The sequence below is a fragment of the Streptomyces sp. NPDC002520 genome (assembly GCF_053595235.1).
On sequence record NZ_JBSFXG010000001.1, the window covers coordinates 704,639 to 727,870 of the forward strand.

General features: G+C 70.6%; 21 protein-coding genes, 1 tRNA gene and 2 pseudogenes. 11 read left to right on the forward strand and 13 right to left on the reverse strand.

The annotated features are described in order from the left end of the window. The first annotated feature begins 184 nt into the window (after positions 1–184). Positions 185–1,165, forward strand: a complete 981-nt coding sequence (locus ACWD5D_RS02935) for a class I SAM-dependent methyltransferase (protein ID WP_451370988.1) — start codon at positions 185–187, stop codon at positions 1,163–1,165. Between the two features lie 174 nt (positions 1,166–1,339). Then, the gene (locus ACWD5D_RS02940; RefSeq protein WP_451370989.1) at positions 1,340–2,041 is read left to right on the forward strand and encodes an SDR family oxidoreductase; all 702 of its coding nucleotides are present in this window, start codon (positions 1,340–1,342) and stop codon (positions 2,039–2,041) included. Positions 2,042–2,054: 13 nt separating this feature from the next. On the opposite strand, the gene ACWD5D_RS02945 is transcribed toward ACWD5D_RS02940, so the two are convergent. Beyond that, on the reverse strand, positions 2,055–2,759 hold the full coding sequence (locus ACWD5D_RS02945) for a glycoside hydrolase family 75 protein (protein ID WP_451370990.1): 705 nt from the start codon (positions 2,757–2,759) through the stop codon (positions 2,055–2,057). A gap of 191 nt (positions 2,760–2,950) precedes the next feature. Between ACWD5D_RS02945 and ACWD5D_RS02950 the strand changes: the two genes are divergently transcribed. Beyond that, positions 2,951–3,562 carry a hypothetical protein gene (locus ACWD5D_RS02950; protein WP_451370991.1) on the forward strand — a complete coding sequence of 204 codons (612 nt, stop codon included), beginning with the start codon at positions 2,951–2,953 and terminating at the stop codon, positions 3,560–3,562. A gap of 185 nt (positions 3,563–3,747) precedes the next feature. On the opposite strand, the gene ACWD5D_RS02955 is transcribed toward ACWD5D_RS02950, so the two are convergent. Next, positions 3,748–4,584, reverse strand: a complete 837-nt coding sequence (locus tag ACWD5D_RS02955; RefSeq protein WP_451370992.1) for an aldo/keto reductase — start codon at positions 4,582–4,584, stop codon at positions 3,748–3,750. Between the two features lie 192 nt (positions 4,585–4,776). After that, positions 4,777–4,992, reverse strand: coding sequence for a hypothetical protein (locus tag ACWD5D_RS02960; protein WP_451370993.1), 216 nt, complete (start codon positions 4,990–4,992; stop codon positions 4,777–4,779). Here ACWD5D_RS02960 and ACWD5D_RS02965 point away from each other — a divergent pair. Beyond that, a pseudogene (locus ACWD5D_RS02965) lies at positions 4,955–5,074 on the forward strand (hypothetical protein); the annotation flags it as partial. The gene ACWD5D_RS02960 and the pseudogene ACWD5D_RS02965 overlap by 38 nt on opposite strands. Before the next feature lie 40 nt (positions 5,075–5,114). Beyond that, positions 5,115–5,294 carry a hypothetical protein gene (locus tag ACWD5D_RS02970; protein ID WP_451370994.1) on the forward strand — a complete coding sequence of 60 codons (180 nt, stop codon included), beginning with the start codon at positions 5,115–5,117 and terminating at the stop codon, positions 5,292–5,294. A 52-nt stretch (positions 5,295–5,346) separates the two neighbouring features. On the opposite strand, the gene ACWD5D_RS02975 is transcribed toward ACWD5D_RS02970, so the two are convergent. Then, positions 5,347–7,173, reverse strand: a complete 1,827-nt coding sequence (locus tag ACWD5D_RS02975; protein WP_451371025.1) for an AMP-dependent synthetase/ligase — start codon at positions 7,171–7,173, stop codon at positions 5,347–5,349. Positions 7,174–7,536: 363 nt separating this feature from the next. Continuing rightward, positions 7,537–8,406, reverse strand: coding sequence for a LysR substrate-binding domain-containing protein (locus ACWD5D_RS02980; protein WP_451370995.1), 870 nt, complete (start codon positions 8,404–8,406; stop codon positions 7,537–7,539). 85 nt (positions 8,407–8,491) lie between these two features. Between ACWD5D_RS02980 and ACWD5D_RS02985 the strand changes: the two genes are divergently transcribed. Then, positions 8,492–9,583, forward strand: a complete 1,092-nt coding sequence (locus ACWD5D_RS02985) for a bile acid:sodium symporter family protein (protein ID WP_451370996.1) — start codon at positions 8,492–8,494, stop codon at positions 9,581–9,583. A gap of 352 nt (positions 9,584–9,935) precedes the next feature. Here ACWD5D_RS02985 and ACWD5D_RS02990 read toward each other — a convergent pair whose 3' ends face one another. Beyond that, on the reverse strand, positions 9,936–10,907 hold the full coding sequence (locus ACWD5D_RS02990) for a 2-dehydropantoate 2-reductase (RefSeq protein WP_451370997.1): 972 nt from the start codon (positions 10,905–10,907) through the stop codon (positions 9,936–9,938). Between the two features lie 318 nt (positions 10,908–11,225). Between ACWD5D_RS02990 and ACWD5D_RS02995 the strand changes: the two genes are divergently transcribed. After that, positions 11,226–12,173: a beta-ketoacyl-ACP synthase III gene (locus ACWD5D_RS02995; RefSeq protein ID WP_451370998.1), complete on the forward strand. Its 948-nt coding sequence runs from the start codon at positions 11,226–11,228 to the stop codon at positions 12,171–12,173. A 177-nt stretch (positions 12,174–12,350) separates the two neighbouring features. Continuing rightward, a complete protein-coding gene (locus ACWD5D_RS03000; protein ID WP_451370999.1) occupies positions 12,351–13,028 on the forward strand; it encodes a GntR family transcriptional regulator in 678 nt (225 codons plus the stop codon). A 40-nt stretch (positions 13,029–13,068) separates the two neighbouring features. Here the strand turns inward: ACWD5D_RS03000 and ACWD5D_RS03005 are convergent, their stop codons facing one another. The 5 genes from ACWD5D_RS03005 to frc form a co-directional block, all read right to left on the reverse strand. Next, positions 13,069–13,296 carry a hypothetical protein gene (locus ACWD5D_RS03005; RefSeq protein ID WP_451371000.1) on the reverse strand — a complete coding sequence of 76 codons (228 nt, stop codon included), beginning with the start codon at positions 13,294–13,296 and terminating at the stop codon, positions 13,069–13,071. A gap of 81 nt (positions 13,297–13,377) precedes the next feature. Further along, entirely contained in the window at positions 13,378–14,778 is a 1,401-nt protein-coding gene (locus ACWD5D_RS03010; protein WP_451371001.1) for an OFA family MFS transporter, read from the reverse strand. Between the two features lies 1 nt (position 14,779). Then, positions 14,780–16,168, reverse strand: a complete 1,389-nt coding sequence (locus tag ACWD5D_RS03015; RefSeq protein WP_451371002.1) for an OFA family MFS transporter — start codon at positions 16,166–16,168, stop codon at positions 14,780–14,782. A 117-nt stretch (positions 16,169–16,285) separates the two neighbouring features. Next, complete coding sequence (locus tag ACWD5D_RS03020) at positions 16,286–18,487, reverse strand: acetate--CoA ligase family protein (RefSeq protein ID WP_451371003.1); 2,202 nt, start codon at positions 18,485–18,487, stop codon at positions 16,286–16,288. A 4-nt stretch (positions 18,488–18,491) separates the two neighbouring features. Next, positions 18,492–19,733, reverse strand: a complete 1,242-nt coding sequence (gene frc / locus ACWD5D_RS03025; RefSeq protein WP_451371004.1) for a formyl-CoA transferase — start codon at positions 19,731–19,733, stop codon at positions 18,492–18,494. 208 nt (positions 19,734–19,941) lie between these two features. Between frc and ACWD5D_RS03030 the strand changes: the two are divergent. The 3 genes and pseudogenes from ACWD5D_RS03030 to ACWD5D_RS03040 form a co-directional block, all read left to right on the forward strand. Then, positions 19,942–20,619: pseudogene (locus ACWD5D_RS03030) on the forward strand (ATP-grasp domain-containing protein); the annotation flags it as partial. Positions 20,620–20,788: 169 nt separating this feature from the next. Then, the gene (locus ACWD5D_RS03035; protein WP_451371005.1) at positions 20,789–22,375 is read left to right on the forward strand and encodes an aldehyde dehydrogenase family protein; all 1,587 of its coding nucleotides are present in this window, start codon (positions 20,789–20,791) and stop codon (positions 22,373–22,375) included. Positions 22,376–22,550: 175 nt separating this feature from the next. Next, a tRNA-Leu gene (locus ACWD5D_RS03040) sits at positions 22,551–22,635 on the forward strand. 141 nt (positions 22,636–22,776) lie between these two features. On the opposite strand, the gene ACWD5D_RS03045 is transcribed toward ACWD5D_RS03040, so the two are convergent. Together ACWD5D_RS03045 and ACWD5D_RS03050 are read right to left on the reverse strand one after the other, a co-directional pair. Continuing rightward, the gene (locus ACWD5D_RS03045) at positions 22,777–22,917 is read right to left on the reverse strand and encodes a hypothetical protein (RefSeq protein WP_451371006.1); all 141 of its coding nucleotides are present in this window, start codon (positions 22,915–22,917) and stop codon (positions 22,777–22,779) included. An 80-nt stretch (positions 22,918–22,997) separates the two neighbouring features. Beyond that, positions 22,998–23,232: DDE-type integrase/transposase/recombinase (locus tag ACWD5D_RS03050; RefSeq protein WP_451371007.1), on the reverse strand; the 235-nt coding region annotated here is incomplete at its 5' end.

A 23,232-nucleotide genomic window follows, 5' to 3' on the forward strand; every position in this document is an offset into this window, starting at 1 on the left:
CGTCGGTCGGCAACCGGGTCGTCAACTCGTCGTCCACCGCGCCGTCGTCGACGACCGACACCGCGTCCGGCGTCCCGACTTCCGCACCGCCGCCGCCCCCGCTTTTGCCGGACCGGCAACAGGACTGGCCCGCTCCCGGTGCGCCGTCGCAGGCTGATCCCCTCCGGACGAGAGGCTGACGACCATGGCGCACGACCACGAGGACCACCAGGACCGTCGCGACACCCGCGGCGACCACGATCCCGGCCATGGGCACGCACCGGGGCACCAGAGCGGCCACGGGCAGGGTCACGGCCATGGACAGGGGCACGGGCACGGGAACACCGACCTCGACTGGGCCGCGATGGGCCCCACGCTGGAAGCGCAGGCGGAGCTGTTCGGGCCCGTGTACGAGCGGGCGGCGGCCTGGCTGGCGCGTGAGGTGACCGAGCCCGGTCTGATCGTGGACGCGGGCAGCGGGCCCGGGGTCGTCGCATGCCTGTTCGCCGAGACCTTCCCCGGGGCGCGGGTCGTGGCCGTCGACAGCGCCGTGCCGCTGCTGGAACGCGCCCGCGCCCGCGCCGCCCGCCAGGGCGTGGCGGACCGCTTCGACACCGTTGCCGGTGAACTGCCCGGAGTTCTCGGCGAGTTGGACTACCCTGCCGATCTGCTGTGGGCCAGCCGCAGCCTGCACCATCTCGGCGACCAGCAAGCCGGCATCGCCGCGTTCGCCGGCCGGCTGGCTCCCGGTGGCACCCTCGCCCTCCTCGAAGGCGGCCTGCCCACCCGTTTCCTGCCCCGCGACATCGGCATCGGACGGCCCGGCCTCCGGTCCCGGCTGGACGTGCTGGAGGACGAGTGGTTCGCCCGGATGCGGGCCGGCCTGCCCGGCTCCGTCGCCGTGACCGAGGACTGGCCGGCGCTGCTGGCCGCCGCGGGTCTGAAGCACACCCGCACCCGCACCTTCCTGCTCGACCTCCCCGCCCCGGCCTCCGACCGGGCCCGCGCCTACGTCGTCGCCTCCCTCACTCGTCTCCGCGAAGGTGTCGGCGACGACCTGGACGCCGAGGACCGCGCCACCCTGGACCGGCTGCTCGACCCGTCCGACCCGGCGAGCGTGCACCAGCGGCCGGACGTGTTCGTCCTGGGCGCGTACACCGTGCACACCGCGGTCCGGCCTGCGTAGCGCACGCCGCACGAGAGCCCACGGGGGGCGCCGCTCCGGCCGGCCCCCAAGGTGGTATGGCACCACAGGCTCCCACCTCGGTGCCGTACCGCCCCGCCCCACGAAGGCGCTTGACTTGGAGCCTTCTCCAAGTGGTTGACTCCGCGTCGTTCATCGACACACAAGGGGGACACCATGAACGACGCTCCGGTCGCGCTCATCACCGGTGGCGGCAGCGGTATCGGTGCCGCCGTCGCCCGGCAACTGCTGGACGCGGGACACCGGGTCACCGTCACCGGCCGCGGCGAACAGCGGCTTCGGGACTTCGCGGACGGTCTGGGCAATCCGGCCGCGCTGCAGACGGTCGTCGGCAGCACGGCGGACTTCGGCGACGTCCAGGACGCGGTCGACCGTACGCTCAAGGCCTACGGCCGCCTTGACACGGTGATCGCCAACGCCGGCTTCGCCACCCACGACTCGGTCGCCGAGGGGGATCCGGCGGGCTGGACCGAGATGGTCCTCACCAACGTCCTCGGCCCCGCCCTGCTCATCCGTGCCTCCGTCGACGCGCTGAAGGAGAGCCGGGGCCGGATCGTCCTGCTCGGCAGCGTCGCCGGGTTCGTGAACACCCCGGGCAACATCTACGGCGCCACCAAGTGGGCGGTGACCGGGCTCGCCGAGAACACCCGTCGCCAGGTCACGGAGTTCGGGATCGGCGTGACGCTGGTCGCCCCCGGCCGGGTGGAGACCCCGTTCTGGGACAGCTACGGAAGCCTGCCCCCGGGGCACCTGCTGACCGCGGACCAGATCGCCGACTCGGTGGTCTGGGCGATCCGGCAGCCGGCCGGGGTCGACGTCAACACCGTGGTCGTACGCCCGCTGGGCCAGCCCAACTGACGTACGGACAAGGTCAGTTGTCGGCCAGGAACTGCTTGGCCAGCTGGTCCCCGAGGGAGACGGCCGCGCTGTGGCTCTCGATGGGGGAGACCTTGGAGTTCTTGAACAGGATGTAGGTCACGCCGGAGTCAGCCCCGCCGGTCGCCGGGTCGGGGTCGATGCCGAGGGCCTTGGCGGTGGCGTACGAGGCCTCGCCGATGATCTTCGTGGGGCCGGTGTCGCCGACGACGGCGTACTCGACCTTGTCGCCGTAGACGACGGCGACGACACCGCCGCCCTTGATGCCGGCGCCCGAGTAGTTCCAGATGCTGCTGGAGCTCGGCACCACGACGTACGGCAGGGACTCGGCCTTGAGCGGCTGGCCGCCCGACTGGTGGAACGCGGTGTCGGCCTGGAACCAGGGGTCGCGGTTCTCGTTGCAGTTGGTGGTGCGCTGGCCGTCGCAGTCGATGTCCATGTCGGCCTTCCAGAAGACCGCGCCGTTCTTGCCGCACACCGGGACGGTGGCCGACGTCTCGTCGTCGGTCTTGTACTTGCCGTTGGATATCTGCGAGCAGGACGTCACCTTGGCGAGCAGGGCGGAGGCGCTGACCGTGCCCTCCTGGGCCGACGGCGGGGCGTCGGCCCGGGTGTGCCCCGAGGCGCTGGCGGGGAGTATTCCGGCGGTGAGCAGGGCGGCCCCTGAGGCCGCGGCGAGGGTCAGTGAACGAAGAAGCACTGTGGGGGACCCTTCTGTTAGGAAAGTTTCCTTACCGGGTGCCAACAAGGTGGCCTCATCTGCATGTCCCCGTCAACCCTCTGAGGGCAACTCGGGGGCATCCCTTCGGGTGGGCCGGGGCGGCGGTCCTGTTTTGCGGTGTTCTGCCCCCGGGGCAAGACTGGTCGTGTCGAGCCGGGAGGCGAAACGTCATGTTCGTGCGCACCATCTATGCGACCGGTGACCCCGCGAAGATCGACACGGCCGTCAGAGCGCTCAACACCCAGGGCCGGGAACTGCTCGAGGAACGTCCGGGCTACCGGGGCGCCGGTGTCTTCGTGGACCGGGAGCTCGGCAAGCTGTTCGGGGTGAGCTGGTGGGACTCCGAGGCGGCGCGGCGCAACAGCGACGAGGTGATGCGTGAGCACCGGCCAAAGATGCTGGAGCCGTTCGCCGGCACGCTCACCGTGGAGAACTTCGAGGCGGTGGTCCATCACTCGGTCCAGCCGGCACGCATCGGCGGGGGACTGCGCGTCACGCGCATCGAGTTCGATCCGAGGGACGCCGACCTGATCGCCGACACCTTCCGGGCGACCGTGCTCCCACGCCTGGAGACCCTGCCGGGGCTGGCCGCGGCAGGCCTGTTCATCGACCGGGAGCGGGGCGTAGGTCAGGCCGGGACCATGTTCGCCGACCGGGAGTCCATGGTGGCGTCGCGGGCCGGCCAGGCCGCCGCCCGGCACGAGGGCGCGGCCAAGGCCCATGCGAACGTGGTCGGTCTGGAGGAGTTCGAGGTCCTCCACGCGGACGTGTGCCTCGACTGAACCGGCCGGCGAGGACGTCCGCCCCGACTGGGCCGCCCCGCATGCCGGTTCGGCGGCACAGAAGGCCGGCCCGCACGGCGGTTCGCGCACACAGGCGGTCGGCCCCGCCGTCCCGCCGTCGGTGCGGCCGGGTGGCGGGGCCGACCGCCTCGTGTCGCCGGAGGTGTCGGTCCGTGCCGGAGACGTCAGCCGACGTCGAACGTGGCCGGGTCCGGGCCCAGGCGCCGGTCCTCGTTCAGCGCGCTGATCGCCGCGAGGTCCTCGTCGTCCAGGCTGAAGTCGAACACCTCGATGTTCTCCCTGATCCGTGAGGGCGTCACGGACTTCGGGATCACGATGTTGCCGAGCTGGATGTGCCAGCGCAGCACGACCTGGGCCGGCGTGCGGTTGTGCTTCTGCCCGATGGCGACGATCGCCGGCACGTCCAGCAGGCCCTTGCCCGAGCCGAGCGGCGACCAGGCCTCGGTGCGGATGCCCTGGTCGGCCTGGAACGCGCGGGCCGCGCGCTGCTGCAGATGCGGGTGGAGCTCGATCTGGTTGACCGCCGGGATGACCGAGGTCTCCTCGATCAGCCGCTCCAGGTACTCGGGAAGGAAGTTCGACACACCGATCGCCCTGACGCGGCCCTCGGAGTACAGCTTCTCGAACGCCTTGTAGGAGTCGACGTACTTGCCCCGCGACGGCAGCGGCCAGTGGATCAGGTACAGGTCCAGGTAGTCGAGACCCAGCTTCTCCAGCGACGCGTCGAAGGCGCGCAGGGTGGAGTCGTACCCCTGGTCGGTGTTCCAGAGCTTGGTGGTGACGAAGATTTCCTCGCGGGGCAGGCCGGAGGCGTTGATCGCCTTGCCGGTGCCCTCCTCGTTGCGGTAGATCGCCGCTGTGTCGATGCTGCGGTACCCGGCCTGGAGCGCCGTGGCGACGGCCCGCTCGGCCTCGTCGTCCGGCACCTGCCAGACGCCGAAGCCCAGCTGGGGCATCTCGACGCCGTTGTTGAGGATGATCGGGGGGACCTTGCTGCTCACGGGCCGTGATCCTTCGGTTGTCGACAGGTGGTACTCCTATCGTGAACGATCACCGGCCGTCCTGCATTCCTTATGGCGCGAACGGCTCGTCCACCGGCCGCCCGATGGACGTCGGCGTCGACGGAAACGTCGTATCCGGCGACAGGGCTTTCAATTTCCCCGGATCCTGGGACACTTGGGCCACTTCGACGCTCACGGGCCGCTCGTCGCGGGCTCCGAGGTCATCAGCGTGACGTCGGCCACGGCGAACGGCGCATCCAATCTCGACGCTCCCGACCTGAGCTGAGCCACCCCGCCCAGCTCCGACACCACCCCGCCGACCACGCCGGGCACCCTGTCGTCCTCGAACGTCACCGCGAACAGCGTCAAGCTGAGCTGGGGCGCCTCCACGGACGACAAGGCGGTCACCGCCTACGATGTCCGCAGCGGCACCACGGTGTACGACTCGGTCACCGGCACCCCGCCCGCCACCTCCACCGGGCTCACGGGCCTCGCCTGCAACAGCCCCTACACCCTGAACGTGGTGGCCCGTGACGCCGCCGGGAACCTGTCCCGGCTCCACCGCCCAGGTCACCGAACGCGACAACTTCAAGGTGTTCAAGCTGGCCAAGAACGGCACCAGGACCCAGGTCGGCAGCGTCCCCAACGCGGTCACCACCGACTGCGAGGGCGGTCTGCTCGACAAGATCTTCCGCGTGACCATCGGCTGACCGGGCGTCCGCCGGTGGACCGTCGGCCGGCGGTCCACCGGCGGACGAGCCGCTAGGCCTGGTAGAGCGCCTCGACCTCGCGCTCGTACGCCTTCTCGATCGCCTTCCGCTTCAGCTTCAACGACGGTGTCAGCAGGCCGTGTTCCTCGGTGAACGGCTGCGCCAGGATGCGGAAGGTACGGATCGACTCGGCCTGGGAGACGAGGGTGTTGGCGGCGACCACCGCCCGCCGCACCTCCGTCTCCAGGTCCGGGTCGCGCACCAGCTGTGCCGCGGTCAGCTTCGGCTTGCCGCGCATCTGGAGCCAGTGCTCGACCGCCTCCATGTCCAGGGTGACCAGGGCGGCGATGTAGGGACGGTCGTTGCCGACGGCGATGCACTGGTTGATCAGCGGATGGTCGCGGACCCGCTCCTCCAGCACACCGGGGGAGACGCTCTTGCCGCCGGAGGTCACCAGGATCTCCTTCTTGCGGCCGGTGATCGTCAGATAGCCGTCCTCGTCCAGGGAACCCAGGTCACCCGTGGCGAGCCAGCCGTCGTGGAGGGTCTCGTCGGTGGCCTTGGGGTTGTTGAGATACCCGTGGAAGACGTTGTCGCCGCGCAGCCAGATCTCCCCGTCTTCCGCGATGTACACGGTCATGCCGGGGATGGCCTGGCCGACGGTGCCGTAGCGGGTGCGGTGCGGCGGGTTGGCGGTGGCCGCGGCCGTCGACTCGGTCAGGCCGTAGCCCTCGTAGATCTGCACGCCCGCGCCCGCGAAGAACAGCCCCAGCCGGCGGTCCATGCCCGAGCCGCCGGACATGGCGTTGCGGATCCTGCCGCCCATCGCCGCACGGACCTTGACGTACACGAGCTTGTCGAAGAGCTGGTGCTGCATCCTGAGGGCCGCGGACGGCCCCGGTCCGATGCCCCACGCCTTCGCCTCGACGGCCTCGGCGTACTTCACGGCGACGTCGACCGCCTTCTCGAACGGCCCCGCCTTCCCGTCCTTCTCCGCCTTGCGCCGGGCCGCGTTGAACACCTTCTCGAAGATGTACGGCACGGCGAGGACGAACGTCGGGCGGAACGCGGCCAGGTCCGGGAGCAGGGCGGCCGCGTGCAGCTGCGGCTGGTGCCCGAAGCGCACCCTGCCGCGGATCGCGGCGACCTCCACCATCCGGCCGAAGACATGGGCCAGCGGCAGGAAGAGCAGCGTGGAGGCCTCGTCGCCCTTCTTGGAGTGGAACACCGGCTCCCACCGCCGGATAACGGTGTCCGCCTCGAACATGAAGTTGCCGTGCGTGAGCACGCAGCCCTTGGGGCGGCCCGTGGTGCCCGAGGTGTAGATGATCGTGGCGATCGAGTCGGGGGTGACCGCCTGCCGGTGCCGGTGCACCAACTCGTCGTCCAGGTGCGCGCCGTCGTCGTACAGCTCCTGCACGCAGCCCTCGTCCAGCTGCCACAGCTGCCGCAGTTGCGGCAGGCGGCCGATGACGGTGGCGATGGTCATCGCGTGGTCCTCGTGCTCCACGATCGCCGCGGTGCACTCGGCGTCGTAGAGCATCCAGAAGCACTGCTCGGCCGAGGACGTCGGGTAGACCGGCACCACCTGGGCGCCGATGGTCCACAGCGCGAAGTCGAACAGGGTCCACTCGTAGCGGGTGCGGGACATGATCGCGACCCGGTCGCCGAAGCGGATGCCACGGGCGAGCAGCCCCTTGGCGAGCGCGAGGACCTCGTCGCGGAACTCCGCGGAGGTCACGTCGTGCCACTGTCCGGCCTCGTCCTTGCGGCCCAGTGCGACGTGCAGGGGGTCCGTCCGGGCATGGTCGAAGACGACATCGGCCAGGCCGCCAACCTGCGGTGCCGACATCGTCGGAGGATTGGTGAACTCGCGCAAACCCCGCTCCCCGCTCCTCGCTCTTCGCTCTTCGGTCATGCCGTGATGCTCCGCTCAGCGCCGTGAAAGCTACCCCACCCGCCTCGTGGGCGGGAGGGGTACGGAAACCGGCCAAAGCTCGCCTTCTGCCCGCGCCTGTCCCGGAAAATGCCCGCACATGGGGAAGGGACGGACACAATACTGACGGGTCAGTAAGTTCCGATACCGCAATCTCCACCGAATCTGTACGACGCGGTTACCGCGTGCGACGATGCGTGTGCGGCCATGGAGGCACCCCGCCGACCTGCCCGGACGCCCTGCCGCCGCACGCTTCGCCGGCGCGCGGCGGCCCGCCGCTCAGTGCCCGCCGCGCCGGCCTGCCGCTCAGTCGCCGCGGCGCCGCAGCCGCTCGCCGCCCGCCAGGATCGCCGCCGCCAGCGCGTTCGCGGCGTCCTCCGCGGCCGCCCGGCGGAGCCCGTGGACGACGACGAAGTCGACCTTGCCCAGCTCCGGCAGGCCCACCCGCTCCGGTACCTGGAGCAGACCCTGCGGGATCAGCCGCCGGGAGTGGGCCATCACGCCGAGCCCCGCACGCGCGGCGGCGATGAGCCCGTTGAGGCTGCCGCTCGTGCACGCGATCCGCCAGTCGCGCCCGTCCGCCTCCAGTGCCTCCATCGCCCGGGCCCGGGTGATGGAGGGCGGCGGATACACGATCAGCGGGACGGGCCGCTCGGGGTCCAGGCGCAGCCGCTCCGCGCCGATCCACACCAGGTCGTCGCGCCACACCAGCGCCCCGCGCGGATCCTCGGGGCGTCGCTTGGCCAGCACCAGGTCGAGCTTCCCGGTGGCCAGTTGCTCGTGCAGGGTGCCGGAGAGCTCGACGGTCAGCTCCAGATCGACCTCGGGGTGGTCGTAGCGGAAGCCCTCCAGGATCTCCGGCAGCCGGGTCAGCACGAAGTCCTCCGAGGCGCCGAACCGCAGCCGGCCGCGCACCCGGGTGCCGGTGAAGAACGCGGCGGCCTGCTCGTGCACCTCCAGCAGCCGGCGGGCGAAGCCCAGCATGGCCTCGCCGTCCTCGGTCAGCTCCACCGAGTGCGTGTCCCGGGAGAACAGCTGACGACCGGCGGCGTCCTCCAGCCGGCGCACATGCTGGCTGACCGTCGACTGACGCAGCCCGAGACGCCGGGCGGCCTGCGTGAAGCTCAGCGTCTGGGCCACCGCGAGGAACGTGCGCAGCTGCGTGGGGTCGTACATGACGGCAGCCTAGCCAGTTCATCACGAAACGCAATGACAGTAAGAGTGGTATGTGGGATTCCCGATCGGCCCGAGGAGGAGGACGATGGAGAGGGGCCTTCCGGGCCCGCTCAGGACCGAGACGAACAGCAATCGGAGCACCGTGAAACGCCTGCGCTGGCCGAGTTGGATGCCGATCGACCCCTACATCCTGCTGTTGCTGGCCACGGTGGGACTCGCGGCACTCCTGCCTGCCCGGGGCACCGGCGCGGACGTCGCCTCCGGGGCGTCGACGGCCGCCATCGCCTTCCTCTTCTTCCTCTACGGCGCCCGGCTCTCCACCCGTGAGGCGCTGGACGGAGTGCGCCACTGGCGGCTCCACGTCACCGTGCTGGCCTGCACCTTCCTCGTCTTCCCAGTCCTGGGACTGGCCGCCCGCGGCCTGGTGCCGGTGCTGCTGAACCAGCCGCTGTACCAGGGGCTGCTGTTCCTGACGCTGGTGCCGTCCACCATCCAGTCGTCCATCGCGTTCACCTCGATCGCCCGGGGCAACGTGCCCGCCGCGATCTGCGCGGGCTCCTTCTCCTCCCTGGTCGGGATCGTCGTCACCCCGCTGCTGGCGGCCGGGCTGCTCGGCAACAGCGGCGGCGGGTTCTCGGCCGACTCCCTGGTGAAGATCGTGCTCCAGCTGCTGGTGCCGTTCCTCGCCGGACAGGTACTGCGCCGCTGGATCGAGGGCTTCGTCGGCCGGCACAAGAAGGTGCTCGGTCTTGTCGACCGAGGCTCGATCCTGCTCGTCGTCTACACCGCGTTCAGCGAGGGCGTGACCCGGGGCATCTGGCACCAGGTCAGCCCCCTGCGGCTGGCCGGGCTGCTCGGCGTCGAGGCCGTGCTGCTGGCCGTCATGCTCGCACTGACCTGGTACGGCGCCAAGGCGCTCGGCTTCGGCCGGGAGGACCGGATCGCCATCCAGTTCGCCGGGTCGAAGAAGTCCCTCGCCGCCGGACTGCCGATGGCGAGCGTGCTCTTCGGCGCCCACGCCTCCCTGGCCGTACTGCCGCTGATGCTCTTCCACCAGATGCAGCTGATGGTGGGCGCGGTCATCGCCAAGCGCCGGGCCCGCGACCCGCGGGACACCCCGCCGCCGTCGACCGCCCACGTGGTCCAGGGGCAGCCACAGGACCGTGTCCTTCGCTGACCGCGGGTCCTTCGCCGCCGAGGCGCGCCTCGCGATCGGCTGAACCGCCTCGGACCAGCACACCGCCCCCGTCCACGACCACCACCGACCCCGTGCTGCAGCCGCCGCGCAGCAGGTATGGATACGCCTCCGCCACATCCGCCGGCTCACCGACCCGCCCCACCGGGAGCGACTCGGCGGACGAGCGGAAAGCCCCTCCCGCTCGGCCTCCGGCAGGTCCCGCCACGGCTCGGTCGCGGCCGCGCCGCGGGGGACCGGTCACCCCGACGGCCGCGGCCCGCGGGGTGACGCGGTCCTCGCCCGCGTCGCGTTCGGCTGCTGCCCGGCGGCTACGCCGTGGGGTGCCGCCGCCTCACGCGGCGCTCCGCACGGCGAGCAGGTCCGTGATGGCGTGCACGGTGCGCAGGGTGGGCACCGGTACGCCCGTGATCTCCGCGAGTTCGACGACGGCCGCGAGCAGCACGTCGAGTTCCATAGGCTTGCCGCGCTCCAGGTCCTGGAGCGTGGAGGTGCGGTGGTCGCCGACGCGTTCGGCGCCCGCGAGCCGCTTCTCGACGGAGACGCCGACCTCGCAGCCGAGGGCCTCGGCGACCGCGAGGGTCTCGCGCATCATCGTCTCGATGACCTCACGGGTGCCGCCGTGCAGGCACATCTGCCGCATCGTGGCGCGGGCCAGCGCGCTGATCGGGTTGAAGGAGATGTTGCCCAGCAGCTTGACCCAGATGTCGCCGCGCAGCTCCGGCTCCACCGGGCACTTCAGGCCACCGGCCTTCATGGCGTCACTGAAGTCCACGCAGCGCGTGGAGACGCTGCGGTCGGGCTCGCCGATCGAGAACCGGGTGCCCTCCAAGTGCCGTACGACGCCCGGCGCCTGGAGTTCGGTCGCCGCGTAGACGACGCAGCCGACGGCCCGTTCGGGCGCGAGGACGGCGCTGACCGCGCCGCCCGGGTCGACGCTCTCGATGCGATGACCGTCGTAGGGGCCGCCGTGCCGGTGGAAGTACCACCAGGGGATGCCGTTCTGGGCGGCCACCACCGCTGTGCGCTCGTGCAGCAGAGGCTCGATCAGCGGCCCGCACGCCGCGTACGTGTTGGCCTTCAGGCCCAGGAAGACGACGTCGGCCGGGCCGATCTCGGCCGGGTCGTCGGTGGCGTTCGGATGCGCGGTGAAGTCTCCGCGCGGGCTGAACACCCGTACTCCGTGGTGCCTCATGGCCGCGAGATGCGGTCCACGGGCGACGAGGTGGACTTCGGCACCGGCGCGGTGGAGCGCGGCACCGACGTAGGCGCCGATCGCACCGGCGCCGAGGACTGCGACTTTCACGGGGGCACTCCGTTCGGTTTGAGGGATACCGCGGAGGTGGGGAGGAGGTGCCGCGGAATTCCGTCGGCTCGATCCTTTCGATGGATATTGTCTACAGTATGGGATGAGGCTCGGCAAGGGTCCGCGCGCCGGCCGGTGGGGAGAAGTGGGGAGACGGTGACGTGGCTGGTCGCGGGGTGAGTGCTCGGGCTTCCGAGGGACTGAGAGAAGCCGACAACTGGGATGCCTGATTCCTGTGGCCTTACGTGCCCTCGTACCCGCCGGTCACTGATCAGACTGGATGATCCCGCTACCCATGGCAACGAGGGGGATCCCGACATGACCGGCTCGCACATCGCCGCCATCGGTCACTATCAGCCGGCCAAGGTGCTCACCAACGAGGACCTGGCCGGCATGGTCGACACCAGTGACGAGTGGATCCGCAGCCGGGTGGGCATCCGCACCCGGCACATCGCCGGCCCCGACGAACCGGTCGACGAGCTGGCCGCGCACGCCGCCGCCAAGGCCCTCGCCGCGGCCGGCCTCACCCCCGCCGACATCGACCTGGTCCTGGTCGCCACCTCCACGGCGATCGACCGCTCCCCGAACACCGCCGCCCGGGTCGCGGCCCGGCTCGGCATTCCGCAGCCCGCCGCGATGGACGTGAACGTGGTGTGCGCCGGGTTCACCCACGCCCTGGCCACCGCCGACCACACGGTCCGGGCCGGCGCCGCCACCCGGGCCCTGGTCATCGGCGCGGACAAGATGTCCGACGTCGCCGACTGGAGTGACCGCAGCACCTGCGTCCTCGTCGGCGACGGGGCCGGCGCCGCGGTGGTCGAGGCGTGCGCGCCGGGCCAGGAGCCCGGGATCGGACCGGTGCTGTGGGGGTCGGTGCCCGAGATGGGCAACGCCGTACGGATCGAGGGCACGCCGCCCCGGTTCGCACAGGAGGGGCAGAGCGTCTACCGCTGGGCCACCACCCAGCTGCCGCCGATCGCCCGCAGCGCGTGCGAGAAGGCCGGAGTCGACCCCGCCGACCTCGCCGCGGTCGTCCTGCACCAGGCCAACCTGCGCATCATCGAGCCCCTCGCGCAGAAGATCGGCGCCGTGAACGCCGTGGTCGCGCGCGACGTCACCGAATCCGGCAACACCTCCGCCGCCAGCATCCCCCTCGCCCTGTCCAAGCTGATCGAGCAGGGCAGCGTGCGCAGTGGCGACCCGGTCCTGCTGTTCGGCTTCGGCGGCAACCTGTCGTACGCCGGCCAGGTCGTGCGGTGTCCCTGAGGAGGGAAGCGCGGTGCCCTGAGGAGGGAAGCGCGGTGTCCCTGAGGAGTGAAGGGGGGCGCGTGGCGGGCGTGACGCGTCCGGCACCCGAGTCCGCTGGATTTTGTGCACCGTAGACTGTAGACGAAGGACAATCCATAGTGGGCAGTCCACTGTGCACCGCAGGAGGGGGCCGCGATGTTGCCGACGGGACTGCCGCAGGGAGCCGTGCCCAGACTCGAGCGGCCCGGCCCGCTGCGCGAGCGTGTCTACGAGGCACTGCTGGAGCTGATCACCACCCGCGCCCTGGAGCCGGGCCGGCACCTCGTGGAGAGCGAACTCGCCGGTCAGCTCGGCGTCTCCCGGCAGCCGGTGCGCGAGGCGCTGCAGCGACTGAACACCGAGGGCTGGGTGGACCTGCGGCCCGCGCAGGGCGCGTTCGTGCACGAGCCCACCCAGGCGGAGGCCGACCAGCTGCTGTCGGTCCGCTCGCTCCTGGAGGCGGAGGCCGCCCGGCTCGCCGCCCTGAACGCCGACAAGGCGGGCATCGACGCCCTGCACGAGATCGCGCGGGAGGGCAGGCTCGCCGTCGACGCGCACGACGTCACGCGGGCCGTCGCCCTGAACGCCGCCTTCCACGCCAAGATCATGGAACTGGCCGGCAACGCGGTCCTCGCCGAACTCGCCGCCCAGGTCGACCGCCGGGTCCGCTGGTACTACACGCCGGTGGCCCACCTGCGCGGGGGCACCTCCTGGGACGAGCACGAGGAGCTGATCCGGGCGATCGACGGCCGCGACGAGCAGCGCGCCACCCGGTTGATGCGGGACCACACCGAGCGCACCCGGCAGTCGTACCTCGCGCAGGGCGACTCCTGAGCGCAGGCCGGGACACGGACGGCGGCGGTGCGCGGCCCGCTCACGCGGGGGCCGGTTCCCGCACCTCGGCGGCCCGGAAACCCCAGCGGGCCTCGGCGCCCGGCATCGCCACCGACGCCGCGACCAGGGCCACGAGTTCAACGGCCACGCAGATGCCGACGCCGAGGACCGCGGTCGCGAGGACCGCGGTCGTGAGGATCACCGGCGCGTGGGTGGTGACCCGGCGCCCCGGCCCGTCGGCCGCCGCGCCCGAGGGCGTGCTGTCCATGCGGTGTTCCCCCTCCGGTGATCGGCGAGCCGGTCGTGGAGGGGGAACACCGCGCGGCCGACGCGCCGCCCGGGGCGGTCGTCAGGAGGCGGTCTGCGGGCGTGGCACCGCCACCGTCGCCGTACCGCTGCCACGGCCCGGCTGCCGCAGCAGCAGGGCGATCGCAGCCGCCGCCATGGACACGCAACCGGCCAGCGCGTACGCCCCGTTGTAGCCCCAGGCGCCGACCACCATGGAGCCGAGGCCACCGCCGAACAGGCCGCTGACCAGCTTGCCGCTGTACACCAGGCCGTAGTTGGTGGCGTTGTAGTTCTCCCCGAAGTAGTCCGGGGTGAGCGCGGCGAACAGCGGGTAGAACGCGCCGCCGCCGAATCCGGAGAGGAACGCGAAGAACAGGAACAGCCACTCGCTCTTGACGTCACTGGCCCAGATCACACCGAACTGGGCGAGACCCAGGACGAGGATGACGAACACGAGGGTCGGCTTGCGGCCCCACCGGTCCGACATCCAGCCGACGACACCGCGCCCGATGCCGTTGATGACGGCCATCACACCCATGGAGGAGGCCGCGACCAGCGGGCCGAAGCCGACCTCCTTGGCGAAGTCGACCTGGAACGATATGCCGAAGATCGACACACCGGCCGTCATCACGATGGAGATCCACATCAGGGGCAGCATCCCGGTGCGGATGGCCTCCTTGGGCGTGAACTGCCGTACGGCGGGCGGGTTCCTGGTGAGGGACTGCGACTTGCTGCCGTCCGCGGAGTAGGTGAGCGGGTCGATGTCCGCGGGCCACCAGTTCTTCGGCGGGTCCTTGAAGAAGAACGCCGAGGCGAACACCACGATCAGGACGTAGGCGCCGATCAGGTCCAGGACCCGGTGGTAGTTCGCGGTGTCGAAGGCGTAGTTGAAGATGAAGATGAAGGGCAGGGAGCCGTAGGCGAAGCCGCCGTTGACGAAACCGGTGCGGGCGCCGCGCCGTTCGGGGAACCACTTGCCGACCATGTTGATGCACGTCGCGTACACCAGGCCGGAGCCCACGCCGCCGATCACACCGAACCCGAGGATCGCCAGCCACACGTTGTCCAGATGCGACAGGGCGAGGAATCCGATCAGGCACATGAAGGATCCCGCGTACATCGCCTTGCGCGCGGTGAGGATGCCCTTCTCCCGCAGCCAGCCCGCCGGGAAGGCGATGCCGGCCTGGAAGAAGACCCAGACGCTGAGGATCCAGAAGGTGTTCGACTGCGTCCAGCCGTGCGCGTGGGACAGGGTGTCCTCCGCGGAGCCGTACGCGTACTCGAAGACGCTGATCGCCATCATGGCGATCCAGGGCAGGTACACCATGATCTTGCGGGAGTGGCCGAGGATGTCCCGGTCGGTCTCCCCGACGCGGTACACGCGTCCGTGCGCGTCGGTCACTTCACGGTAGGGGTGCCGGCCCGCGCCGGTGGTGTTCGTGGCCATCGGGTCTGCGGTCATGTCACGCCATCTCCTCGCCGAGCGGGTGCGGGTTGGGAACGATGCGCCGGGCGTTCGGCCTGCCCGGTGCCTTGAGGAAGAGGGCCAGAACCGCGCTGGCCAGGCCGATGGAGCCCGCGAGCACGAACGCGCCGTGGTAGTCCCATTCGCCGACGACGACCGCGCCGAGGCCGGAGCCGACCAGGCCGGAGATCAGCTTCGAGCTGTAGACCATCCCGTAGTTGGAGGCGTTGTTGTTCTCACCGAAGTAGTCCGCCGTCATGGCCGCGAACAGCGGGAAGATCGCGCCCCCGCCGAACCCGGAGACCATGGAGCAGAACAGGAAGAACGGCATGCTGCCCATCTGGCCGGAGACCAGCACGCCGAACTGTGCGCTGCCGAGCACGAGACACACGATGATCAGCGTGTTGCGGCGTCCGTACCGGTCGGATATCCAGCCGATGACGCCGCGCCCGGTGCCGTTGACGATCGCCTTCAGGGACATCGCGGTGGCCACGATCCCGCCCGCGAAGCCCATGTCCTTGCCGAACGGCACCTGGAAGGCGATACCGAAGATGTTGATGCCGGCCGTGCACAGCAGACAGAACCACATCATCCACAGGACCGGCGTGCGAGCGGCCTCCCGCGGGGTGTACTGCTTGATCGCCGGCGGGTTCTTCGCCAGCGCCCGCCGGATCCTCGGGTCGTCGGTCGCCTTCAGCGGGTCGACGTGCGCCGGCCACCAGTTCTTCGGCGGGTCCTTGAAGAACCAGCCCGCGGAGGCCACCATCAGGCACAGTCCGATGCCGACCGTGGAGAGCACGACCTCGTAGTTGCTCAGGTCGAGCACGGAGGTGAAGAGGAACACGAACGGCACGGACCCGTAGGCGAAACCGCCGTTGACGAACCCTGTCTTGCCGCCCTTGCGCTCCGGATACCACTTGCCGACCATGTTCACGCAGGTCGCGTAGACGAGGCCGGCACCGATGCCGCTGCACATGCCGAAGCCGAGATAGGCGACGAACACGTGCGGCGCGAAGGCCAGCGCCACATAGCCCAGCAGGGTGCCCAGTGCGCCGATCAGCATGGCCGTGCGCGCGGAGAGCCGTCCGCTCTCCCGCAGTTGCCCGGCCGGGAAGGCCACGGCCGCCTGGAAGAACACCCAGACGCCCATCAGCCAGAAAATGTGCCCACTGCTCCACAGATGCGCCTCGTGGAGCGTGTCCTCCGCCGACGTGAACGCGTACTCGGCGGAACTGATGCCCATCATGCCCACCCACGGCAGGATGACCATCCACTTGCGTGAGCGGCCCATGATGTCCACATCGGACTCGCCGATCCGGTACACGCGGCCGTGGCGATCCGTCACTTCTCTGTAGGGGACGGACGCCGAATAGTCGGTCGTTGTCATATGTGCTCAGCACCCCTTGCGTCGAAAGCTCTGGCCAGCGCCCCCTGGTCAATGCCTTTCGTGCGCGCTCGGGTCCCGGGGCCGGCCGACGCGCACCGTCGGCCGGCCCCTCCTCACTCACCTCATGCGCCGCCTCCCGGATTCCCGCCCGTCTCCGGCCACCGCCCTGCCTGGGGGGCCTTCGGCCCGCAGCCTCTGTGCCGCCCGAGTCCACCGGTACTTCGCGCCGAGCACGGCCACCGGCCGCTCGGTGGTGTACGGGTAGGCCACGACTCCACGCTCGTACAGGTACTGGCAGGCCTCCTCGACCTCGACGTCCCCCGCGAGCGAGGCCACGACCGGCTTCTCGATGCCCCGTTCGCGGAACTCGGCGACCACGCGCGCGGTCAGCTCGGCGAAGACCCTCGGCGGGGTGACGATCGTGTGCCAGTAGCCGAGGACCAGGGAGTGGATGCGCGGGTCCTCCAGGCCGAGGCGGATGGTCGCCTCGTACGTCGACGGAGGCTCGCCCCCGGTGATGTCCACGGGGTTGCCCGCCGCGCCGAACGGCGGGATGAACCGGCGGAACGCCTCGTCCAGGTCCGGCGGGATCTCCATCAGGGACAGCCCGTTGTCCGTCACGGCGTCGGACAGCAGCACTCCGCTTCCGCCCGCCCCGGTGATGATGACCACGTTGTCGCCCTGGGGAGTGGGCAGGACGGGCAGGGCGCGGGCGTACTCCAGCATGTCGTTCAGGCCCGGCGCCCGGATGACACCGGCCTGGCGGAGGATGTCGTCGTACACGGCGTCGTCGCCCGCGAGCGCACCGGTGTGCGAGCCGGCCGCCTTCGCGCCGGCCGCCGTACGGCCCGCCTTCAGCACCACGACCGGCTTCTTCGGCACGGTCGCGCGCGCCGCGTCCACGAACGCCCGGCCGTCCTTGAGGTCTTCGAGATGCATGGCGATGCACTCGGTGTGCGGGTCCTCACCGAACCAGGTCAGCAGGTCGTCCTCGTCCAGGTCCGACTTGTTGCCGAGGCCGACGATCGCGGACACACCCGTCTTCGTGGTGCGGGCGAAGCCCAGGATGGCCATGCCGATGCCACCGGACTGCGAGGTCAGCGCCACACCGCCCTTGACGTCGTACGGCGTGCAGAACGTGGCGCACAGGTCCTGCCACGTGGAGTAGTAGCCGTAGATGTTCGGGCCGAGCAGACGGACGCCGTGCCGTTCGGCGATCCGCACGATCTCCGCCTGGAGTTCGAGCTCGCCGGTCTCCGCGAAGCCCGACGGGATGAGGACGGCGTTGGGGATCTTCTTGCGTCCCACCTCCTCGAGAGCGGCGGCCACGAACGCGGCGGGAATGGCGAAGACTGCCACATCCACCTCACCGGGAACGTCCGTCACACTCTTGTACGCCTTGTGGCCCAGAATGTCATCGGCCTTGAGGTTCACCGGATGGATCTCCCCGGAGAACCCGCCGTCCACGAGGTTGCGCATGACCGAGTTGCCGATCTTGCCCTGCTCGTTGGAGGCCCCGATCACGGCGACCGACGACGGCTCCATCAGCCGGCGCATGGAGGTGAGGATCTCCTCGCGCGTGTACTTCCTGCGCTGCGGCGGCTGCTTGTCGGCGAGGATCACCCGGATGTCGGCCGCGACCGCGGCCTTGGGCGTGGCGATCACCGGGTTGAGGTCCACCTCGGCTATCTCGGGGAAGTCCGCGACCAGTTGGGACACCCGCCGGATCTGCTCGGCGACCGCTTCCCGGTCCACCCCCGCCTGTCCGCGCACCCCGCGCAGGACCTCGGCCGCGCGGACGGAGTCCAGCATGGACAGCGCCTCGTCCGCGTCCACGGGCGCGAGGCGGAACGTCACGTCCTTCAGCACCTCGACCAGCACCCCGCCGAGCCCGAAGGCCACGACCTTCCCGAACGTGGGATCGGTGACCGCGCCGACGATCACCTCCTGTCCCTGGGGCAGCAGTTGCTGCACCTGCACGCCCTCGATGCGGGCGTCCGCGTCGTAGGCACGCGCGCTCTCGACGATCCTGCAGAAGGCGGCCCGGACGTCCGCCGCCCCCTCGACCCCGACGACTACGCCACCGGCCTCGGTCTTGTGCAGGATGTCCGGCGAGACGATCTTCATGACGACGGGCCCGCCCAGCCGCGCCGCGGCCGCCACCGCCTCCTCGACGTCCGTGGCCACCTCCTCGCCCGGTACGGCGATCCCGTACGCGTCGGCGATCACCTTCCCCTCGGGTGCGGTCAGCGCGGTACGCCCCTGTGCCCGTACGGAGTCCAGGAGGGCGCGCACCCGCGACTGCCGGTCCTCGGCCATCACGTCAGATCACCCCGTTCGACTTGAGCAGGCTCAACTCCTCGTCGCCAAGGCCGAGTTCGCCGATGTACACCTCTTCGTTGTGCTCGCCGAGCAGCGGTGACGAGGTCACCTCGACGGGGGAGTCGGAGAGCTTGAGCGGGCTGCCGACGGTGACGAACTCGCCGCGCTCGGGGTGCGGGACGCGCACCACCATGTCGTTGGCGGCCAGCGATTCGTCCTCGATGATCTCCTTGGTGGACAGGATCGGCCCGCACGGGATGTTGTGCGCGTTCAGCCGCTCCAGCACCTCCCACTTGGGCAGCGTGGACGACCACTCCTCGATCAGCTGGAACATCTTGCTCAGCTTCGGCAGCCGGGCCTGGGGCGTCGACCACTCGGGGGCGTCGGCGAGTTCGGGCCGGCCGATGAGTTCGGTGATCGGCTTCCAGCCCACGGGCTGGACGATGACGTACACGTAGTCGTTGGGGCCGCCGGGCGCGCAGCGGACCGCCCAGCCGGGCTGGCCGCCGCCGGAGGCGTTGCCGGAGCGGGGGACCTCGTCGCCGAAGTCATCGTTGGGGTACTCGGCCAGCGACCCGTGCGTGAGGCGTTGCTGGTCGCGCAGCTTCACCCGGCACAGATTGAGCACCGCGTGCTGCATGGCCACGTTGACCCGCTGCCCGCGCCCGGTCCTCTCCCGCTGGAGCAGCGCCGCGAGAATCCCCGCCACGGCGTGCACACCCGTGCCCGAGTCGCCGATCTGGGCGCCTGTCGCGAGCGGCGGCCCGTCGTCGAAGCCCGTGGTCGCCATCGACCCGCCCATGGCCTGCGCGACGACCTCGTACGCCTTGAAGTCGGTGTACGGGCCGTCGCCGAAGCCCTTGATGGAGGCGTACACGATCCGGGAGTTGATCTCCCTGATGCGCTCCCAGGTGAACCCCATGCGGTCCACGGCACCCGGCCCGAAGTTCTCGACCATGACGTCCGAGCGCCGGATCAGCTCGGTGAGGATCTCCTTCCCGCGTTCGGTCTTGGTGTTGAGGGTGATGCTCCGTTTGTTGCAGTTGAGCATCGTGAAGTACAGCGAGTCGACGTCCGGCAGGTCCCGCAGCTGCCCGCGGGTGATGTCGCCGGTCGGTGCCTCCAGCTTGACGACGTCGGCGCCGAGCCAGGCCAGCAGTTGGGTGGCGGAGGGTCCGGACTGGACGTGCGTCATGTCCAGGACGCGAATGCCGTCGAGCGCCTTGGTGGTCGTTGCGGTCATTGGGCCACCTCACTTGTACATGGTCTGGATCACGGTCAGGGGGGTGTGCGCGGTCGTGCGGTGCGGCATCCCCTTCCCGTGTACGGCTCACTGCATGCGGTCGACAGTAGATTGCATACAGTCGACGAATACTGTATGAAGCTTGTTATCCCGCATCCGATGGGGTGGTGTCCAGGGGGCGTGCGGCACTTTCAAGACAGGAGCCGGAATGGACCTGTACGAGCACCAGGCAAGGGAACTCCTCGAGGAACACGGCATCGTGGTGCCGCGGGCAGAGGTGACGGACTCATCCAAGGAGGCACGCGGGATCGCCCGGCGGCTGGGCGGCCGGGTCGTGGTGAAGGCCCAGGTGAAGACCGGTGGCCGGGGCAGGGCGGGCGGGGTGAAGATGGCCGCCGACCCGGCCGCCGCCGAACTGACCGCCCGCCAGATACTCGGCATGGACATCAAGGGGCACACGGTCGCAGCGGTCATGCTCGCCCAACCCGTCGACATCGACAGCGAGTTCTACGTCTCCTACGTCCTCGACCGCACGGCCGGCCACTTCCTCGCCATCGCCTCCGCCGAGGGCGGCACGGACATCGAGGAGGTCGCCGCCGCCCGGCCCGAGGCCGTGGCGCGGGTGCCGGTCGACCCGGCCCGGGGCGTCACCTCCGCCAAGGCCGCCAAGGCCGCCAAGGCCGCCGAGATCGCCGAAGCGGCCGGACTGCCGCCGCAGACCGCCGACGTCCTGGTACGGCTGTGGCAGGTGCTGGTCCGCGAGGACGCGCTGCTGGCCGAGGTCAACCCGCTCGTGCGCACCACCCAGGGACACCTCGTCGCGCTCGACGGCAAGATCACCCTGGACGACAACGCCCGCTTCCGGCAGGCCCGTTGGGGAGCCGAACCGGACGAGCCGCACCTCCACTGAGAGGGCTCGGCTGGTCCGCAGACACTTCAGTACGGCCGACGCGATGCGTTCACCGTCACCGACGCGATGCGTTCACCGTCACCGGCCACCACACCCCCCTGCCACCCTCCCCGCCCCGACCGTGCAGCGAGAGCGGAGCCGACGCATGGCACCCACCCTCACCCCGAACGGAACCGAACCGACACCACCCCCGCCCCCCGTCCCGACCCTGAAACCCGGCACCGCCTACGCCGACGCCTGGCAGCGCTGCCGGGCCGGGGCCCCCGAGGCCTTCCGGGACGACCGTGTCCTCAACCTCTGGGGTGCGACCTGGCACCCCGACGGCCGCACCCTCCCCGCGACCACCCCCGTCGACGGCACCCCGATCGCCGGCGCACCCCGCCTCGACGGCGCCACCGCCGAACGCGCCGTACGCGCGGCCCTCGACCAGCACCGCGCCTGGCGGCACGTCCCGCTGCCCGAGCGGCGGGCCCGGATCGCCGCCACTCTGGACGCCCTCGTCGCGCACCGCGAACTCCTCGCCCTGCTCCTCGTCTGGGAGATCGGCAAACCGTGGCGGCTCGCCCTCGCCGACGTCGACCGGGCGATCGACGGGGTGCGCTGGTACGCCGACGGCATCGAAGGGATGCTGGCCGGCCGGGCCCCGCTGGACGGGCCGGTCTCCAACATCGCCAGCTGGAACTACCCGATGAGCGTGCTCGTGCACGCCATGCTCGTCCAGGCCCTGGCCGGAAACGCGGTCATCGCCAAGACCCCGACCGACGGCGGCGTGGCCTGCCTGACCCTCGCCTCGGCGCTGGCCGCCCGCGAAGGCGTGCCCGTCACCCTGGTCGGCGGCAGCGGCGGCGAGCTGAGCCGGGCGCTGGTGCGGGCGCCCGAGATCGGCTGTGTCTCCTTCGTCGGCGGCCGCGACACCGGCGCCGCGGTCGCCACCGCCGTCGCCGACCTCGGCAAACGGCACATCCTGGAACAGGAGGGGCTCAACACCTGGGGCATCTGGGACTTCTCCGACTGGGAGCGGCTCACCGCCGTGATCCCCAAGCTCTTCGACTACGGCAAGCAGCGCTGCACCGCCTACCCGCGCTTCGTCGTCCAGCGCTCCCTGTTCGACTCCTTCCTCGCCGCCTACCTGCCGGCGGTGCGCACCGTGCGCGTCGGCCACCCGCTGGCCGTCGCCTACCCCGGCGACCCGCTCCCCGCCCTGGACTTCGGCCCGCTGATCAACGCGGCCAAGGCCAAGGAACTCACCGACCAGGTCGCCGAGGCCGTCGACCGGGGCGCCGTACCCCTGCACCGCGGCCGGCCGGACGAGGCGCGCTTCCTGCCCGGCCAGGACACCTCGGCCTACGTCCAGCCGGTCACCCTCCTGGGCCCGCCGCCCTCCTCCCCGCTGCACCACGCGGAACCCTTCGGCCCGGTCGACACCATCGTCCTGGTCGACACCGAGGCGGAACTGCTGGCCGCGATGAACGCCTCGAACGGCGCGCTCGTCGCGACCCTGTCCACGGACGACCCGGCCACCTTCGACCGGCTCGCCCCGCAGATCCGCGCCTTCAAGACCGGCCACGGCCGCCCCCGCTCCCGCGGCGACCGCGACGAACTGTTCGGCGGCTTCGGCGCCTCCTGGCGCGGCGCCTTCGTCGGCGGCGATCTCCTCGTCCGCGCCGTCACCCAGGGCCCGGCAGGGGAGCGGCCTCCCGGGAACTTCCCCGACTACCAGCTCATGCCCTGATCCTCACGACACGCGTACGCGTGATCGCGCGCCGTTCAGGCCCCGCGGCCCGGACACTCTCCGTGTCCGGTCCGCTGCCCGGCGGACGGATACGCAGGTGAAACGCACTCCGAAACCTTGGTATTGTTGTTCATGTCGCCGCGGGGAACACTCCGAGCAAGGCGACAGACACCTGGTCCGGGTGGCGGAATGGCAGACGCGCTAGCTTGAGGTGCTAGTGCCCTTTATCGGGCGTGGGGGTTCAAGTCCCCCCTCGGACACAGAGTTCCCCCACGGCGCCCGGTTTCTGGGCAGGGGTAATCGGCACCCGTTTCCGGCTCTTGGCCGGGGCGGGTGTTCGTCGTTGCGGTGCCTTCGGTGCGGCTTCTCTCCCTTCGCCGACGTTTCAGTGGTGGGTTTGGTCAGCTGATGGTGTTCCTTTCTGCCTGGGGTGTGTTCGCGGTCAGGGTCCTGGCCGCGGGGTCGTAGGTCAGGGTGATCTCCTCGCTGCGCAGGCGGGCGATTGCCTGGGCCGGTGTCGGTGGCGCCGGGTCACGGCTCACGAGGGCCTTGTCAAGTTGCGTGTGGGGCAGGTGAGTTGTGGCGTACTGATGGCGCTCGGGTTCCGTGCCGGGCACGGTGCTCAGGCCTGCGCGGCCGCGCCGGTGACGGTCTTCCAGAGACGGAATCGTTCGGTCATCTCGGCACGGTAGTCACTCGCTGTGATCAGATGCCGGCGGGGCCGGAAGAGTGTCGAGATCCTTGAGAACGCGGCGAGGAATATCTGCGCCGCACCCGTTGAGCGGAAGTTCTTCATAGCCCTCTCGCGCTGCCTCGTGGGCTGATGGCTGTTCTCTGCACGGTTGTTCAAGTACTTC

Coding starts and splice junctions, on each gene's coding strand:
- ACWD5D_RS02995 (WP_451370998.1), top strand. CDS start 11,226: ATGACCGGCTCGCACATCGCCGCCATCGGTCACTATCAGCCGGCCAAG.
- ACWD5D_RS03010 (WP_451371001.1), bottom strand. CDS start 14,778: ATGACCGCAGACCCGATGGCCACGAACACCACCGGCGCGGGCCGGCAC.
- ACWD5D_RS03020 (WP_451371003.1), bottom strand. CDS start 18,487: ATGGCCGAGGACCGGCAGTCGCGGGTGCGCGCCCTCCTGGACTCCGTA.
- frc (WP_451371004.1), bottom strand. CDS start 19,733: ATGACCGCAACGACCACCAAGGCGCTCGACGGCATTCGCGTCCTGGAC.
- ACWD5D_RS02940 (WP_451370989.1), top strand. CDS start 1,340: ATGAACGACGCTCCGGTCGCGCTCATCACCGGTGGCGGCAGCGGTATC.
- ACWD5D_RS02985 (WP_451370996.1), top strand. CDS start 8,492: ATGGAGAGGGGCCTTCCGGGCCCGCTCAGGACCGAGACGAACAGCAAT.
- ACWD5D_RS03000 (WP_451370999.1), top strand. CDS start 12,351: ATGTTGCCGACGGGACTGCCGCAGGGAGCCGTGCCCAGACTCGAGCGG.
- ACWD5D_RS03005 (WP_451371000.1), bottom strand. CDS start 13,296: ATGGACAGCACGCCCTCGGGCGCGGCGGCCGACGGGCCGGGGCGCCGG.
- ACWD5D_RS02950 (WP_451370991.1), top strand. CDS start 2,951: ATGTTCGTGCGCACCATCTATGCGACCGGTGACCCCGCGAAGATCGAC.
- ACWD5D_RS03015 (WP_451371002.1), bottom strand. CDS start 16,168: ATGACAACGACCGACTATTCGGCGTCCGTCCCCTACAGAGAAGTGACG.
- ACWD5D_RS02980 (WP_451370995.1), bottom strand. CDS start 8,406: ATGTACGACCCCACGCAGCTGCGCACGTTCCTCGCGGTGGCCCAGACG.
- ACWD5D_RS03035 (WP_451371005.1), top strand. CDS start 20,789: ATGGCACCCACCCTCACCCCGAACGGAACCGAACCGACACCACCCCCG.
- ACWD5D_RS02935 (WP_451370988.1), top strand. CDS start 185: ATGGCGCACGACCACGAGGACCACCAGGACCGTCGCGACACCCGCGGC.